Source organism: Flavobacterium saccharophilum (assembly GCF_900142735.1).
GTDB lineage: Bacteria > Bacteroidota > Bacteroidia > Flavobacteriales > Flavobacteriaceae > Flavobacterium > Flavobacterium saccharophilum.
The window spans coordinates 389,488-404,588 of record NZ_FRBY01000001.1; the positions used below are offsets into that span (position 1 = coordinate 389,488).

General features: G+C 34.9%; 16 protein-coding genes. 10 read left to right on the forward strand and 6 right to left on the reverse strand.

Annotated features, from left to right (window positions below; genetic code table 11):
• Positions 1-30: 30 nt before the first annotated feature.
• A complete protein-coding gene (locus tag BUA98_RS01645; protein ID WP_072969920.1) occupies positions 31-426 on the reverse strand; it encodes a rhodanese-like domain-containing protein in 396 nt (131 codons plus the stop codon).
• Between the two features lie 144 nt (positions 427-570).
• Between BUA98_RS01645 and BUA98_RS01650 the strand changes: the two genes are divergently transcribed.
• The 8 genes from BUA98_RS01650 to BUA98_RS01685 all read left to right on the forward strand — a co-directional run bounded on the left by BUA98_RS01650 (position 571) and on the right by BUA98_RS01685 (position 8,999).
• Positions 571-1,473, forward strand: coding sequence for a LysR family transcriptional regulator (locus tag BUA98_RS01650; protein ID WP_072969921.1), 903 nt, complete (start codon positions 571-573; stop codon positions 1,471-1,473).
• Positions 1,458-1,907, forward strand: coding sequence for a GNAT family N-acetyltransferase (locus BUA98_RS01655; RefSeq protein WP_072969922.1), 450 nt, complete (start codon positions 1,458-1,460; stop codon positions 1,905-1,907). Before BUA98_RS01650 ends, BUA98_RS01655 begins: the two co-directional genes overlap by 16 nt.
• A 145-nt stretch (positions 1,908-2,052) precedes the next feature.
• Entirely contained in the window at positions 2,053-2,877 is an 825-nt protein-coding gene (locus BUA98_RS01660) for an SDR family oxidoreductase (protein WP_072969923.1), read from the forward strand.
• A 192-nt stretch (positions 2,878-3,069) separates the two neighbouring features.
• A complete protein-coding gene (locus BUA98_RS01665; RefSeq protein WP_072969924.1) occupies positions 3,070-3,546 on the forward strand; it encodes a methylated-DNA--[protein]-cysteine S-methyltransferase in 477 nt (158 codons plus the stop codon).
• Positions 3,547-3,641: 95 nt separating this feature from the next.
• The gene (locus BUA98_RS01670; RefSeq protein WP_072969925.1) at positions 3,642-4,355 is read left to right on the forward strand and encodes a 3'-5' exonuclease; all 714 of its coding nucleotides are present in this window, start codon (positions 3,642-3,644) and stop codon (positions 4,353-4,355) included.
• 78 nt (positions 4,356-4,433) lie between these two features.
• A complete protein-coding gene (locus BUA98_RS01675) occupies positions 4,434-5,507 on the forward strand; it encodes a winged helix DNA-binding domain-containing protein (RefSeq protein WP_072969926.1) in 1,074 nt (357 codons plus the stop codon).
• A gap of 358 nt (positions 5,508-5,865) precedes the next feature.
• Positions 5,866-7,305, forward strand: coding sequence for a nucleoside recognition domain-containing protein (locus BUA98_RS01680; protein ID WP_072969927.1), 1,440 nt, complete (start codon positions 5,866-5,868; stop codon positions 7,303-7,305).
• 89 nt (positions 7,306-7,394) lie between these two features.
• Entirely contained in the window at positions 7,395-8,999 is a 1,605-nt protein-coding gene (locus tag BUA98_RS01685; RefSeq protein ID WP_072969928.1) for a fumarate hydratase, read from the forward strand.
• Between the two features lie 126 nt (positions 9,000-9,125).
• Here the strand turns inward: BUA98_RS01685 and BUA98_RS01690 are convergent, their stop codons facing one another.
• Both BUA98_RS01690 and dinB read right to left on the reverse strand, forming a co-directional pair.
• Entirely contained in the window at positions 9,126-9,623 is a 498-nt protein-coding gene (locus BUA98_RS01690) for a PAS domain-containing protein (RefSeq protein WP_072969929.1), read from the reverse strand.
• A gap of 95 nt (positions 9,624-9,718) precedes the next feature.
• Positions 9,719-10,801: a DNA polymerase IV gene (gene dinB, locus BUA98_RS01695; protein ID WP_072969930.1), complete on the reverse strand. Its 1,083-nt coding sequence runs from the start codon at positions 10,799-10,801 to the stop codon at positions 9,719-9,721.
• 136 nt (positions 10,802-10,937) lie between these two features.
• On the opposite strand from dinB, the gene BUA98_RS01700 reads away from it, so the two are divergent.
• Entirely contained in the window at positions 10,938-11,672 is a 735-nt protein-coding gene (locus BUA98_RS01700) for a metallophosphoesterase family protein (RefSeq protein WP_072969931.1), read from the forward strand.
• 48 nt (positions 11,673-11,720) lie between these two features.
• Positions 11,721-12,251, forward strand: coding sequence for a DUF6646 family protein (locus BUA98_RS01705; RefSeq protein WP_072969932.1), 531 nt, complete (start codon positions 11,721-11,723; stop codon positions 12,249-12,251).
• 138 nt (positions 12,252-12,389) lie between these two features.
• Here the strand turns inward: BUA98_RS01705 and BUA98_RS01710 are convergent, their stop codons facing one another.
• From BUA98_RS01710 to BUA98_RS01720, 3 genes are all read right to left on the reverse strand, one after another.
• The gene (locus BUA98_RS01710) at positions 12,390-13,043 is read right to left on the reverse strand and encodes a 3-oxoacid CoA-transferase subunit B (RefSeq protein ID WP_072969933.1); all 654 of its coding nucleotides are present in this window, start codon (positions 13,041-13,043) and stop codon (positions 12,390-12,392) included.
• A gap of 94 nt (positions 13,044-13,137) precedes the next feature.
• Complete coding sequence (gene bla, locus BUA98_RS01715; protein ID WP_072969934.1) at positions 13,138-14,025, reverse strand: class A beta-lactamase, subclass A2; 888 nt, start codon at positions 14,023-14,025, stop codon at positions 13,138-13,140.
• A gap of 215 nt (positions 14,026-14,240) precedes the next feature.
• Complete coding sequence (locus BUA98_RS01720) at positions 14,241-14,942, reverse strand: CoA transferase subunit A (protein WP_072969935.1); 702 nt, start codon at positions 14,940-14,942, stop codon at positions 14,241-14,243.
• Between the last annotated feature and the right edge of the window lie 159 nt (positions 14,943-15,101).

Sequence of the window (15,101 nt, forward strand, 5' to 3'; positions counted from 1 at the left end):
CAACTTTATAACTAGAGTTGGCCTTCTTTTTTAACACGCGCATTCGATTTTCAATCCTGCTTTTACACCGTTTGTTCCTTCAGTCGCATATCCATCAAACTTCCACCACTCTATTCCGCCGATTAATTCTTTTACTTTGAAACCCAATGTGGCCATATTCAAAGCACCTCTTGTTGAAGCGTTACAACCAATTCCGTCACAATACGTTACGTACAAAACGGCTTTATCTAAATGTTGAGTACTTTCAGCTGTCATTTCTCGATGCGGAATATTAATCGCTGACGGAATATGTTCTGCTTCAAATCCAAATGTTTTTCGGGCATCGATAACAACAATTTTTTCCCCATTATTCAAGGCATTAAACAAATCAGAAGGATCCATTTCAAAGGCCAATTTGTTTTCATAATGTTTAATTTGTGCTTCCATTTCTTTTAGTTTTTATGATTTAGTTTTTTCAAAAGTATACCAACATCACACACCAGAAAAACGAAAAGAATTCATCAAGTTGATTACTTTTTTTCATGAAAAAGCCGTTCTAAAATTTTGTTTCTTTGTATAAATTCTCTAAAAATGGAAATACGTCACTTAAGATTGATAAAAGCGATTGTCGAAGAAGGAAGCATCACCAAAGCGATAGATAAACTTCATTTGACGCAATCGGCTTTGAGCCATCAACTCAAAGAGGCTGAATATCAATTGGGAACAGCCATTTTTCTAAGAACAAACAAAAAATTAGTTTTGACAAAAGCCGGCGAGAAAATCTACGAGCTTGCTAATGAAATTCTGGATAAACTTTCGCAAACCCAAACTCAGATCAAACAAATGGTTTTTGGAGAATATGGTGAAATCCGAATTAGTACCGAATGTTTTTCCAGTTATCACTGGCTTCCATCGGTGATGAAACAATTTCATTTGCTTTATCCGAATGTAGAATTGAAAATTGTGACCGAAGCGACGCATATTCCTCTTCAAAAATTATTAGAAAACACGATTGATATCGCGATTATCAGCGATCAGATTAACGATAATAATATCAAATATCTGGAACTTTTTCAGGATGAAGTTGTCATGGCCGTTTCTGAAAACCATGCCTGGGCGAATAAAAAATACGTTGTTGCCGAAGATTTTGTCAACGAACATCTTTTGATTCATTCCCTTCCAATGGAAACCGTTACGATTCATCAGTTTATTTTGGCTCCAGCCAAAGTGACTCCGAAGAAGATTACAGCTTTGCCTTTGACCGAAGCTTCTCTTGAAATGGTAAAAGCGGATATGGGCGTCATGTCGATGGCAAAATGGGCTTTATTACCACATTTAAAGAACAATCCTATCAAAGCCATCAAAATTGGAAAAAACGGCTTAAAAAGAAAGCATTTTATCGCCATTCGGGACAATCAGGAATACCCCGCCTATTTTCATCATTTTATAACCTTTTTACAAACCGAAATCAACGTGAAATGGAATATACAATAAGAAATTGCGAAATAGCCGATTTACCAAAACTGGTCATCTTATGTCAAAAACATACTGAATTTGAGAAAGCCGATTACGATCCGACAGGAAAAGAAGAAGGATTAAAAGAAGCACTATTCAGTGAAAATCCAAAATTATTTTGCTTAGTAGTAGCTACTGAAAATGACATTGTAGGTTACGTTTCTTATAATTTCACGTATTCAACCTGGAGTGCCGGCGATTTCATTTATATGGATTGTTTGTTTTTGGAAGAAGAAGTCCGAAATTATGGCATCGGAGAAGTTCTAATCAATAAATTAAAAGAAATAGGAAAAGCAAAAAACTGCGTCAATATGCAATGGAGAACGCCCCAATTTAATGAAAGAGCCATAAAATTCTACCATAGGATGGGTGCAAAAGGAAAAGACAAAATTTGCTTCTTTCTGGATTTGTGATGCTTTAAAAATTAATCTCGCAAAGTCGCAGAGTCGCAAAGAAAAAGCTTTATTAAGTTTTTACTTTAAGACTTTAGCATAGTAAAACCTTTGTACCTTTGAGCCTCTGTACCTTTTTGTACCTTTTTGTACCTTTTTAAAAACAATGAAGAAAATAAGTATTTTAGGCTGTGGCTGGCTGGGTTTGCCTCTAGCAAAAAAATTAATAGAAAAAGGAAATTCGGTCAACGGATCTACAACTTCTGAAAGTAAACTTTCTATTTTGAAAGACGCCGGAATAAATCCGTTTTTAGTTGCGCTTGAAAGCGAAAGTGTTTCAGAAACTATAAATGATTTTTTAGCCGAAAGTGAAATTCTAATTATTGATATTCCACCTAAATTAAGAGGAAATAATGCCGATACTTCTGATTCTAGAAGAAAAGTATTCGTAGAAAAAGTCCAAACTTTAATTCCGTTTATAGAGATATCAACTATCAAAAAAGTACTTTTTGTGAGTTCCACTTCTGTTTATGGAGATCAAAATGATTTAATTACTGAAGAAACTAACCCAAATCCGGAAACAGAGAGCGGTAAACAATTGCTTTTAGCTGAAGCAATACTACAGGAAAATCAAAACTTCGAAACTACCATTCTACGCTTTGGCGGATTAATTGGCGAAGATAGACATCCCGTAAAATTTCTTGCAGGAAAAGAAAACCTCGAAAATCCTGATGCGCCTGTCAATTTAATTCATCAAAATGATTGCATCAATATCATCGAAGAAATCATCCTTCAATCAAAATGGAATGAAGTTTTCAATGCCGTAGCACCTTTTCATCCTTCAAGAGAAAAGTATTACACTCAAAAAGCAAAAGAATATAACTTGGTTTCACCGAAATTCAGCACTGAAAAATCAAACATAAAAAAGGTTATTTCAAGCGAAAAAATTGAAAACATTTTAAAATACCAATTCAAATTGAACGAATATTAAACCATATCAGTAATATAAGTTAATATAATGCATATCTCAAAGCTTCGTGATCTCTAATCAAAACGTTTATTTACACAATATCCAAGGAAGGACCTTTGCGAACTTTGTGAAAAACCTTTGTGTCCTTTGTGGTAAAAAAAACAAAAACTTTGCGAACTTTACGTAAAACCTTAGCTTCTTTGCGGTAAAAAAATGGAAACAGTATATATCAACTCGCCTTTAGGAATCACCAAAATAATTGGAGATGAAAACGGTATTGCTGTAATCTCCGTTTCCGATGTTGGTGAAAATGAAGTTTCTGCAGATATTCCCGATACTTTAAAGGAAGCCGTTTCACAACTTCAAGAATATTTCGAAGGAAAAAGAACGGATTTTGATCTAAAACTAAATCCGCAAGGAACCGAATTTCAACAAAAAGTATGGAAAGCTTTATTAGAAATTCCGTACGGAAAAACCATAAGTTACATGGATCAAACCAAAAAACTGGGCGATGTAAAAGCAATCCGCGCCGTTGCATCTGCCAATGGAAAAAACCCGCTTTGGATTGTTGTTCCCTGTCATCGCGTTATTGGTACAAACGGATCTTTAACCGGTTACGCCGGAGGCTTATCTCGTAAAAAGTGGCTACTTGAACACGAGAATCCAAGCACACAACAAAGTTTATTCTAAAATATATAAGTTAATTCTTAGATAAAATCAATTTTTTGTACTTTTATAAATCTAAGAAGTCTTGTAATCTAATAGCTAAGAAGTCCCAAATAATAATGATTGAAAAAATAAACCTCAACAACATTTTATTTCTCGATATAGAAACCGTTCCCGAAGAAGAGAATTTCAATTCGCTTGACGCGGAAATGCAATCGCTTTGGGATCATAAAACACAATATCAGCGCAAAGACGATTTTACTGCGGAAGAATTTTATGATCGCGCCGGAATTTGGGCTGAGTTCGGAAAAATCATTTGTATTTCGGTTGGGTATTTTACCATCAAAGGCGATATTCGGAATTTCAGGGTAACTTCTTTTTTTGGAGATGAAAAAAAGATTTTGAAAGACTTTAATAATCTGCTGAACAATCATTTTAATCAGCCCTATCATCTTTTATGCGGACATAATGCTAAAGAATTTGACATTCCGTTTATTGCCAGAAGAATGATTATCAACCAAATTGCCATTCCGGATAAATTGAATTTATTCGGGAAAAAACCTTGGGAGATTCCACATTTAGATACTTTAGAATTATGGAAATTTGGCGATTACAAACATTTTACTTCATTAAAATTACTGACTAAAATTCTGGGAGTTCCATCTCCAAAAGGCGATATCGACGGAAGTCAGGTTGCCCATGTTTTTTATGTTGAAAAAGATATTGATCGAATTGTTACCTATTGCGAAAAAGATACGATTGCGGTTGCACAGATTTTCCTGCGTTTGCGTCGTGAAGATTTGTTGATTGAGGAGGAGATTATTCATGTATGATTTTTTTTGAAGGTTCAAAGTTGCAAAGGCACAGAGTTACAAAGGTTTTCGACTATTAGCTATTATAAGGTTTATAAAATGACTTATCACGAAATCTCTCATTATAGGCTTGTTTCGCAAAAGCTTCTCGAAACTAATGCAAACTCTCCGCAAGAAATTGTAAAGCATCTTGGCGCCATGCAGGCTCAGGATTATTCGATGGCGAAATGGGCGATTGGTTCGCGATGTGATGCTACTGAAAAAGTGATTGAAGAAGCTATAAATTCTGCACAAATCATCCGAACTCATATTTTACGACCAACCTGGCATTTTATTTCTGCTGATGATATTTATTGGATGTTGGATGTATCGGCGACTCAGGTAAAAAGATTTACGGCTTCGGCGGGGAAAAAATACGGTTACGATGCGAAAAAATTCGATCAGACCAATTCTAAAATCGAAAAACTCCTTTCCGGAAATAATCATTTGACGCGTGATGAAATCATGCAGGAACTCGGCATCAAAAAAACTTCCAAGGAAGATTTCCTGAGTGCTGCCATTATGATGAATGCTGAATTGGACGGTTTGGTTTGTAACGGAAGAATGAAAGGAAAACAAATCACTTATGCTCTACTTGAAGAACGGGTTTCAAAACCAAAATCAAAATTAACCAAGGAAGAAGGCCTTGCAAAATTAGCCCTCAAATATTTAGAAAGCCATGGCCCTGCAACGCTTGTTGACTTTTCGTGGTGGTCTGGTTTCCCTCCAACAACTTGTCAAAATATCTTTAATGCAATTAAGTTGCAATTGAATTCGATTCAAATTAATGATCAAATTTATTGGTTTAAAATTGATATTTCTGATGAAAACACCTTCCGCGAAAGCGTACATTTTCTACCCGCATTTGATGAGATTCTGATTTCATACAAAACCCGAGAAGCTTCGATTCAATTAGAACATCAATCGAAAGCATTTACCAATAATGGCATTTTCAAACCTGTTATTCTTGAAAACAGTAAAGTCATTGGAACCTGGAAAAGAACTATCGCAAAAGACCACGCCAAAATAGAAACGCAATTTTTTAATGAAACTGAAAATCATAAAAAAGCAATTCTTTTTGAAGGCATTAAGGCATTTGAAAATTATTTGGAAACCAAAATTGTAATAGAATAAATTCGGATTGAGATATCTATGTCGCTCCTAAGGAGCTATTAAAACTCAAATATTTGTATTTTCTGTAAATATTTTTACCCCTCTGGGTCTACAACTGTATTACCTAATAAAAAGCCCTATCAATAAATAATCCAGCAGGATACAAACAACTCCGTTAGGAGTGCTATATTTATAGAAATAAGTATCTATTACAAATTATACAGCCCCTTCGGGGCGACATTAACCAATCAAAAACAACCTCAAATCCAAACTAACAAATTGAAACATTACAATTCCAAAATAAATTCTTCCCGTTTCAACATTAAAATCTTTGTGCATTTTATTGCTAAATAATTACATTTACAAAAAAAACAGTGCTATGGTATTAAGTAGATTTTGGTTAACTATTTTTATTTCGTCGATTATCTTTGTTATATTCAGTTTGTTTACTGCCAACACTTATACCATTGATTATGTTCTGAATGGCAAAAAAGACGATCCTATTCTTATTTCCGAAAAATACGCTGAACAACTTCCTGCTTTCATCAAAGACAGCATCAAAAAAGCGCCTGATCAAACCATGATCATCAATCGTGATACACTTAATGCTGACACCACTTACGTTTATAAAAACAAAACCGTAAAAATTTTCAGCGGTGTTCAAAAATCTGATGGTTTATTACCAACTTGTAAAACTACTTTACTTGATTTAATTTTACCATTAATGGCTTATTTAGCCTTTTTCTGTGGATTAATGGAGCTTTTAATCATTTCAGGAGTTTCTGGAAAATTAGCCAAAGTATTGAGTCCGGTTTTTGTAAAAGTGTTTCCAACTATTCCAAAAAACCACCCTTCTATCTCATACATGACATTAAACTTTGCCGCCAATTTCTTAGGACTAGATTCGGCTGCAACTCCTTTTGGCCTTAAGGCAATGGAAAGTTTACAAGAAATAAATCCAGACAAAGACAAAGCAAGTGACGCGCAGATTATGTTTATGTGTCTTCATGCTTCAGGTTTAACCTTAATCGCAACTTCCATTATTGGGTATCGCGCTGCAGCAGGTGCGAGTAATCCTGCTGATGTTATGCTTCCTTGTATCATTACCTCGTTTATTGGTACTATTGCTGCTTTCTTGATCGTTGGAATCAAACAAAAAATCAATTTCAAAAGTGCTTCTCTTGTTATTGGTTTGATGGTATTAATTGCCGCTATCATTGGTTTATTAATGTATGTAAACCATTTAGATTTAATTGGTAAAAACTACTTTACCACTAATCTTTCTGCATTAATACTGATGGTGATCGTTCTTGCTACTTTGATTTTCTCCTTCATACATGAAAAGAAATTCACTGATGCCAATACAACTGTTTTTGAATCCTTCGTAGTAGGGGCAAATAATGGAGTTAAAACCGGAGTTACTATTTTCCCTTATGTTCTAGGGATGTTAGTAGCCATTTCACTATTTAGAAACAGCGGTTTATTTGAAATTATCAGTGATGGTATTGCCTTTGTTTTCTCGAATATGGGCGTTAACAAACAAATCACAGATGCCTTACCCGTTGCCATGCTAAGACCGTTTAGCTCAGCAGGATCAAGAGGATTTTTGATTGATTCGATGAATACTTTTGGAGCTGATTCCTTAACTGGACGATTGAGCAGTATTTTCCAATGTAGTGCTGAAAGTACATTTTATGTGATTGCGGTATACTTTGGTTCTGTAAACATAAAAAATACGCGTTACGCTTTAGGAACCATGCTTTTGGTTGATGTGATTTGTGTAATTACGGCAATTTTTGTGGCCAGCTGGTTTTTTTAATTATTCGCGTATAAATTACGATCGAAAAACACCCCTAATTCAAATTCTTTCTTAGATAAATAATTTTTAACTTTGTCAAAAACAAAGAAATGATTGATTTTATATACCAGGACCCCTATCCTATTTTAAAGGATGACACACAATATCGCAAAATTACTTCTGATTTTGTAAAAGTTGAAAAATTTGGAGAACGTGAAATTCTAACAGTTGATCCAAAAGGATTAGAATTATTAGCTGAAGAAGCTTTAACAGATGTTTCGTTCATGTTAAGAACGAGTCATTTGCAAAAACTAAGAAACATTTTGGACGATCCAGAAGCTACAGATAACGATCGTTTTGTGGCTTACAATTTACTTCAAAATGCTTCGGTTGCAGCTGAAGGTCAGTTGCCAAGCTGCCAGGATACTGGAACTGCAATTATAATGGCCAAAAAAGGCGAAAGCATTTTTACCGGTGTTGATGACGCTGAATGGTTAAGCAGAGGAATTTTTAATACCTACCAAAAACGTAATTTACGTTATTCGCAAATCGTTCCAATTTCGATGTTTGAAGAAAAGAATTCAGGTTCAAATCTTCCGGCACAGATTGATATTTATGCTAAAAAGGGAGATTCATATGAATTTTTATTCATGGCAAAAGGTGGCGGATCTGCTAATAAAACCTATTTATACCAGCAAACTAAATCTTTATTGAATGAAAAGTCTATGGATGCTTTTGTTCGTGCAAAAATCAAAGATTTAGGAACTTCTGCTTGTCCTCCGTACCACTTGGCTTTGGTTATTGGTGGAACTTCTGCGGAAGCGAACTTAAGCGCGGTTAAAAAAGCATCTGCTGGTTATTACGACAATTTACCAACTACAGGAAACATGGCTGGTCAGGCTTTTCGTGATCATGAATGGGAACAAAAAGTACAGCAAATTTGCCAGGAAAGTGCTATTGGGGCACAGTTTGGGGGAAAATATTTCACACATGATGTTCGTGTAATTCGTTTGCCTCGTCACGCTGCTTCTTGTCCGGTTGGGTTGGGAGTTTCTTGTTCTGCGGATAGGAATATCAAAGGAAAAATCACAAAAGATGGAATTTACGTAGAACAATTAGAAGTAAATCCGAAACAATTTTTACCAGAAACGGCTCCACATTTAGAAGCTCCGGTTGAAATTGATTTAAATATGCCAATGAAAGATATGTTGGCAAAATTATCTCAATATCCAATAAAAACACGTTTAAAACTAAACGGAACTGTAATTGTTGCCCGTGACATTGCGCACGCAAAAATTATGGAAATGTTGGAAGCTGGTCAACCAATGCCGGAATACTTTAAAAATCACCCTGTTTATTACGCTGGCCCGGCAAAAACTCCGGAAGGAATGGCTTCAGGAAGTTTTGGACCAACAACCGCAGGACGTATGGACGTTTATGTAGATGAATTCCAAAAACATGGCGGAAGTATGATTATGCTTGCAAAAGGAAACCGTACTAAACAAGTTACCGATGCTTGTAACAAATATGGTGGATTCTATTTGGGTTCTATCGGAGGTCCGGCAGCTATTTTAGCTCAGGATAATATCTTAAAAGTTGAAGTTGTTGACTTTGAAGAGTTAGGAATGGAAGCTGTTCGTAAAATCACCGTTAAAGATTTCCCTGCATTTATCATTACAGATGATAAAGGAAATGATTTCTTTGAAAATCTTTAAGGGTTTGCCACAAAGTCACTAAGACACAAATTTTTTTATACTGAAAAACCGCCTTTTGGGCGGTTTTTTTTGTTTCATTAAAGGAATTATTTTCTTTGTATCTTAGTGACTTTGTGGCAAATAACATCAGGCACTTTTCTCTTCACTTTCAAAAGCGATATAATGTGACAGCTCTCCTTTTAAATTAAAAATAGGTACGCTGTCTATTTTGCATTTATAGATTTCACCATCTTTTTTATAGTTCTCAATAGTTTTCTCAAACGGAACTTGCAACTGAATAGCCATTTTTATCTCATTTAAGGCTATTTCAGATGTTTTTGGTCCCTGGAACATCTTTGGGGTTTTCCCAAGGATTTCGCTTTCTGTATAGCCCGTCATTTTCTTGATTCCGTTGGAGGCAAAAACGATTTTCAAATTCACATCGGTAACTAAAATAACCTCATCTAAAATTCGGTCTCTAATTTGCAGTTTTTTATCATTCCATTTAAAACGATTTGAAATTTTATCTACTTTTTTTAAATCAGCAAAAACTGCCCGTAGTTCATTTAGATATTCATAGTGAAAATCCCAGGATAAAATGGGAACGGTATTCCGTTGCGGGATTTCTTCTTTAGTATTTTTCATTTTTGAAGTGGTATTGAAAAATTTTCTACAGTAAAGATAGAGAGAAAATTCATCATAAAAGCTAGATTTCTAAGTTTTTAACGCTAGTTTGTTTATCAAAAAGCAAACTTTAACTGAACAACAACCGCTTTCTTCTCTTCATTATTCAAATTGCTTAAAGAGATTCCGAGTAAGCGAACAGAATCTTTCATCTTTTCCTGGTACAATAATTCTTCTACGGTTTCAAGGATTAAACTTTTATCAGAAATAAAATAAGGTAATGTTTTGCTACGTGTTTGCTGTGTAAAATCACTGTATTTGATTTTCAAAGTAACTGTTTTTCCTGAAATATTATGTTTTTTTAATCGTTTTTCAAGAGAAGTTGCAATTCTTTCCAGCTGCTCCAACATAAAAATTTCCGAAGATAAATTCACATCAAAGGTATGTTCTGCCGCTACTGACTTTGTAACCCGATATGATTTTACTTCGCTATTATGAATTCCCCGAACTACTTTATAATAAAATGCGCCTGATTTCCCGAAATGCTTTTCCAGAAATTCTTCCGATTTTGTTTTTAAATCGGCACCGGTAAAAATTCCCAACTGATACATTTTCTCGGTAGTTACTTTTCCGACACCATAAAACTTCCGAATAGGTAATTCTTCCAGAAAAGATAAAATTTCATCCGGATTTACTGTTTTCTGCCCGTTTGGTTTATTGATATCACTGGCGATTTTAGCTACGAATTTATTCACTGAAATTCCTGCCGAAGCAGTCAATCCAACTTCATTTAAGATTCTCAACCGGATTTCCTGAGCTAGTAAACTGGCACTCGGATTTCCTTTTTTATTCTGAGTAACATCTAGATAGGCTTCATCTAGTGACAATGGCTCCACAAGATCTGTGTATTCATGAAAGATTTTGTGAATTTTACCTGAAATTTCTTTGTACCTATCAAATCTCGGACGGACAAAAATTATTTCAGGACAATATTTTTTGGCCAAAACCCCACTTATAGCACTTCGAACACCAAATTTACGGGCTTCATAACTTGCTGCTGAAACTACTCCTCTATTCTCTGAACCGCCTACAGCAACAGGTTTTCCTCGTAAAGCAGGATTGTCCATTTGCTCTACCGAAGCATAAAAAGCATCCATATCAATATGGATAATTTTACGGTATGTAGGTGCTTCAGACATACTACAAATTTAAACAGGAAAGCTTGAAAATGAGATGAAAAAAATCATAAAAATAAACTCATTTAAAGATTAACAACTAAATGATCGCAAACAAATCATTTTCTTTATTTTTGTATGCTATTCGAAATAAATTAAAATGCGAACATTTGTTATAGGCGATATACACGGAGGATTACTCGCACTTGAACAAGTGTTGAAAAAAGCCGAAGTTACCACAGAAGATACTCTAATTTTTTTAGGCGATTATGTTGATGGCTGGAGTCAATCAGCAGAAGTAATCGAATATTTGATTGATCTTAAAAACAAGCAAAACTGTATTTGCATCAGAGGAAATCATGATCAGCTTGCATTGGACTGGCTGGAGAACAGACATGAAGAATTTGATGAGGAAATGTGGTACAAACATGGCGGTAAAGCCACTGTTGAAGGCTACGCTAAATTGTCTGAACAAAGAAAAAAAGAGCATATTGTTTTCTTAGAATCTTTACAGGATTATTACCATGACGATCAAAATCGATTATTTGTGCATGCTGGCTTTACTAATTTGAACGGTGTTGTCTGGGAATATTTCCCAAAATTATTCTATTGGGACAGAACGCTTTGGGAAACGGCACTTTCGTTAGACCCAAAACTTAACATGTATGATCCCTATTACCCTAAACGCTTTACTGTTTACAAAGAAATATTTATTGGACACACTCCGGTAACCAGAATTGGCCAAACTATTCCAGTTAATAGAGCCTGTGTCTGGAATGTTGATACAGGGGCAGCTTTTAAAGGTCCGTTAACGATTATGAATGTTGACACTAAAGAATTCTGGCAAAGTGATCCGCTAAATGAATTGTATTCTAACGAAAAAGGTAGGAATTAATCTATAAAAAATTAAATTTGCAATCCAAAATAATTAATATTTAAATTTATGAAAAAAGTTATTACATTTTTGTTTTTAGTATCATTCGGTTTAACACAAGCGCAACAGGCGTTTACAGGAAAAGGTGATGTAAGAGTTAACGTTGGTGCTAATTTACAAGATGGTGGTTCAGGAATTCAGGGTTCTGTTGATTTTGGTTTAGGAGAAAATTTCTCTTTTGGTTTTGTTTCGACTTATCTTTTAGGAGTAGATAATTTCACCGGTTATTACCATAATAATCCAACTCCTTACACTGATGAAAAACCAGAATTTCAAGATCGTTTTGACGCAAAAGCAAGAATAAATGCCAATTTAAGTAGTGTAATTGGCGTAGAACAATTAGACATTTATCCTGGTTTGAGTCTTGGATTACATAATTTTGGAGGACATATTGGTGGTCGTTATTTTTTCACTGACGGTTTTGGTGTTTTCACAGAAATTGGATTTCCAATTGCTAAATATAGCGACAACAACGACATATTTGATCATTTAAACAATCAGGCTACTTTTAGTTTAGGCGCTTCTTTTAATTTGCAATAAATTATTGCCACAAAGTCACTAAGACACAAAGTTTATAAATAATAAAACCGCCTGAATTAGGGCGGTTTTATTATTTAAATTAACATGTAATTTTTCTTCGTGCCTTCGTGCCTTTGTGGCAATAACCTTTGAGGTTAATTAAATTGCCATTTCCGGAATCTCACCTTCAATTATCAATTCTGCTTCAGTTGATGCAATGATGTGCTCAACAGAAACTCCTGGCGCTCTTTCTAAGAGCTTAAAACCCTTTTCTGTTACTTCGAGAACTGCCAATTCCGTTACAACCTTTTTAACGCAGCCTACACCCGTTAATGGTAAAGTACATTTTTTAAGAATTTTTGATTCTCCAGCTTTATTAACGTGCATCATCGCAACGATTATATTTTCGGCGGAAGCCACCAAATCCATAGCACCTCCCATTCCTTTTACCATTTTTCCAGGAATTTTCCAGTTGGCGATATCTCCATTTTCTGAAACTTCCATAGCTCCCAGGATCGTTAAATCTACTTTTTGGCTTCGAATCATTCCGAAACTAAAAGCCGAATCAAAGAAACTCGCTCCCGGAAGTGTTGTAATCGTTTGTTTTCCAGCGTTGATAATGTCAGCATCTTCTTCTCCTGCAAACGGGAAAGGCCCCATACCAAGAACTCCGTTTTCACTTTGAAATTCAACTGCAACATCTTCACGCACATAATTCGCAACCAATGTCGGAATCCCGATTCCAAGATTAACGAAATATCGGTCTTTTACTTCTTTTGCAATACGTTTTGCAATATCTTCTTTTGTTAACATAAACTGAATGTGTCAATTTGGAAATTAGATAATTAGATAATGCCTCACTTTGCATAATCTATGTAATTATCTAATTATCACATTTTATAATTATCTAATTTTTCTTGGAAAAATAATCCCAGGTTGCTCTGGCAATGTCTGCAATTACCTTCTCAGTATCTTCTTGTTTTTCTGTAATCTCCTTTAAATAAACCGAAAGAATAAAATGTTTTCCGTTTGGAAGCTTTACAATTCCAATATCGTTCATGGCAACTCTCAGGTTATCATCATTAGTTCCAGATGTACCAGTTCTGTGTGCCAATTCTGTTCCTGCGGGAAGACCGGCTTTCATCCAGGTAAGTCCTCTTGAAGTTTCTACCATTATCTGATATAAATATTGAGTTGTACTTTCTTTTAGAACTTCTCCTTTATAGAATTTCTCCAGCAATTCCGTCGTGGCCAATGGTGTTGTTGTATTTACATAAAGGTTTTTCCAGCTTTCCATTTGCTTTTCATTGACCTTAATCACGAAATCCTTAATTCCTTGTTTGTCTATAAACTTCTGAACGACTTTTGTACCTCCAACTAAATCTATCAATATGTCACATCCGTTATTGTCACTATGTGAAACTGTATACCTCAACACCTGATCTAATGTTAAAAACATATTCCCATTTGGGTATTCTTCCCTCATTGGGCTCCACGTATTTTCGTGTAATTCTTTCTTCTTAATAAAGATTTTTTGATTTAATGAAAGCTTTCCTTCATCAACCTGACTTAAAACAGTTAAAGCAATATGGAATTTAAAAACACTCATCATTGGTGCCTTTAGATTTCCGTTAATGCTAATCGTATCTTTATCCTCAATACTTTTAATAGAGATCCCAACTGTAGCGTTCTTAGTTGCAATAATTTGATTTAATTGTTGCCTAAGATCAGACGTCGTTTGTGAAAAACTCTGAAACGAGAGAAAAGAAATTAGAAGTATAGAAATACGATTCATTATTTTATTTTTATAAGGCCTTTTGTGAATGTGCCAATTAGAAAATTTGATAATTAGATAATGCTGGGCTTTGTGCAATCTAATTCATTATCTAATTGACTAATTATCTCAATTATCTAATTTTTTAAATGTGTCAATTAGAAATTTGATAATTAGATAATGCCTGTCTCTGCGCAATCTAATTCATTATCTAATTGACTAATTATCTCCATTATCTAATTCTTAACTCGAACCGTGCGTTGTTCAATTCTCTTTTCAAACTTTTCTCCCTGAAAAATACGTTGTACCATGATTCCCGGAATATGGATTTGATTTGGATCTAAAGTCCCAACCGGAACTAATTCTTCGACCTCTGCAATCGTAATTTTTCCTGCTCCCGCCATACAAGCGTTGAAGTTTCTTGCGGTTCCTTTAAAAATAAGATTTCCAGCTTCATCACCTTTCCATGCTTTTACAATTGCAAAGTCGGCTTTGAAAGCTTCTTCCATGATATGCATTTTTCCATTGAATTCGCGGACTTCTTTTCCTTCAGCCACTTCGGTTCCGTAGCCCGCAGGTGTAAAGAAAGCTGGAATTCCGGCTTGTGCTGCACGACAACGTTCTGCTAAAGTTCCTTGTGGAGTTAATTCCACTTCCAATTCTCCAGAAAGCATCTGGCGTTCGAACTCTGCATTTTCACCTACATAAGATGAAATCATTTTTTTGATTTGTTTCTTCTGCAAAAGCAATCCTAAACCAAAATCATCAACTCCTGCATTATTAGAGATACAAGTCAAATCTGAAATTGTGGTATTTACTAAGGCTGCAATTGTATTCTCAGGAATTCCACACAATCCAAAACCTCCAAACATGATGGTCATACTGCTTTCGATTCCTGCAACTGCTTCCTGAACATTATTTACTTTTTTTGTTATCATAACAAACTGTCTTTATTACCGTATAATTTTGATAAAAATAAGATTTTTAGATTAATTTATAACGATTTCGTAAAAAATAAAGTCAACACAATCCAAAAAAAACATCCTTTTGCATTCTTCTGAATTTCAGAAGCCACAAAAGGATATTTTTTATTTAAA

What these genes read in the sequence shown, in the direction of transcription:
- BUA98_RS01645 (WP_072969920.1), bottom strand. Translation starts at nt 426, where the DNA reads ATGGAAGCACAAATTAAACATTATGAAAACAAATTGGCCTTTGAAATG.
- BUA98_RS01650 (WP_072969921.1), top strand. Translation starts at nt 571, where the DNA reads ATGGAAATACGTCACTTAAGATTGATAAAAGCGATTGTCGAAGAAGGA.
- BUA98_RS01655 (WP_072969922.1), top strand. Translation starts at nt 1,458, where the DNA reads ATGGAATATACAATAAGAAATTGCGAAATAGCCGATTTACCAAAACTG.
- BUA98_RS01660 (WP_072969923.1), top strand. Translation starts at nt 2,053, where the DNA reads ATGAAGAAAATAAGTATTTTAGGCTGTGGCTGGCTGGGTTTGCCTCTA.
- BUA98_RS01665 (WP_072969924.1), top strand. Translation starts at nt 3,070, where the DNA reads ATGGAAACAGTATATATCAACTCGCCTTTAGGAATCACCAAAATAATT.
- BUA98_RS01670 (WP_072969925.1), top strand. Translation starts at nt 3,642, where the DNA reads ATGATTGAAAAAATAAACCTCAACAACATTTTATTTCTCGATATAGAA.
- BUA98_RS01675 (WP_072969926.1), top strand. Translation starts at nt 4,434, where the DNA reads ATGACTTATCACGAAATCTCTCATTATAGGCTTGTTTCGCAAAAGCTT.
- BUA98_RS01680 (WP_072969927.1), top strand. Translation starts at nt 5,866, where the DNA reads ATGGTATTAAGTAGATTTTGGTTAACTATTTTTATTTCGTCGATTATC.
- BUA98_RS01685 (WP_072969928.1), top strand. Translation starts at nt 7,395, where the DNA reads ATGATTGATTTTATATACCAGGACCCCTATCCTATTTTAAAGGATGAC.
- BUA98_RS01690 (WP_072969929.1), bottom strand. Translation starts at nt 9,623, where the DNA reads ATGAAAAATACTAAAGAAGAAATCCCGCAACGGAATACCGTTCCCATT.
- dinB (WP_072969930.1), bottom strand. Translation starts at nt 10,801, where the DNA reads ATGTCTGAAGCACCTACATACCGTAAAATTATCCATATTGATATGGAT.
- BUA98_RS01700 (WP_072969931.1), top strand. Translation starts at nt 10,938, where the DNA reads ATGCGAACATTTGTTATAGGCGATATACACGGAGGATTACTCGCACTT.
- BUA98_RS01705 (WP_072969932.1), top strand. Translation starts at nt 11,721, where the DNA reads ATGAAAAAAGTTATTACATTTTTGTTTTTAGTATCATTCGGTTTAACA.
- BUA98_RS01710 (WP_072969933.1), bottom strand. Translation starts at nt 13,043, where the DNA reads ATGTTAACAAAAGAAGATATTGCAAAACGTATTGCAAAAGAAGTAAAA.
- bla (WP_072969934.1), bottom strand. Translation starts at nt 14,025, where the DNA reads ATGAATCGTATTTCTATACTTCTAATTTCTTTTCTCTCGTTTCAGAGT.
- BUA98_RS01720 (WP_072969935.1), bottom strand. Translation starts at nt 14,942, where the DNA reads ATGATAACAAAAAAAGTAAATAATGTTCAGGAAGCAGTTGCAGGAATC.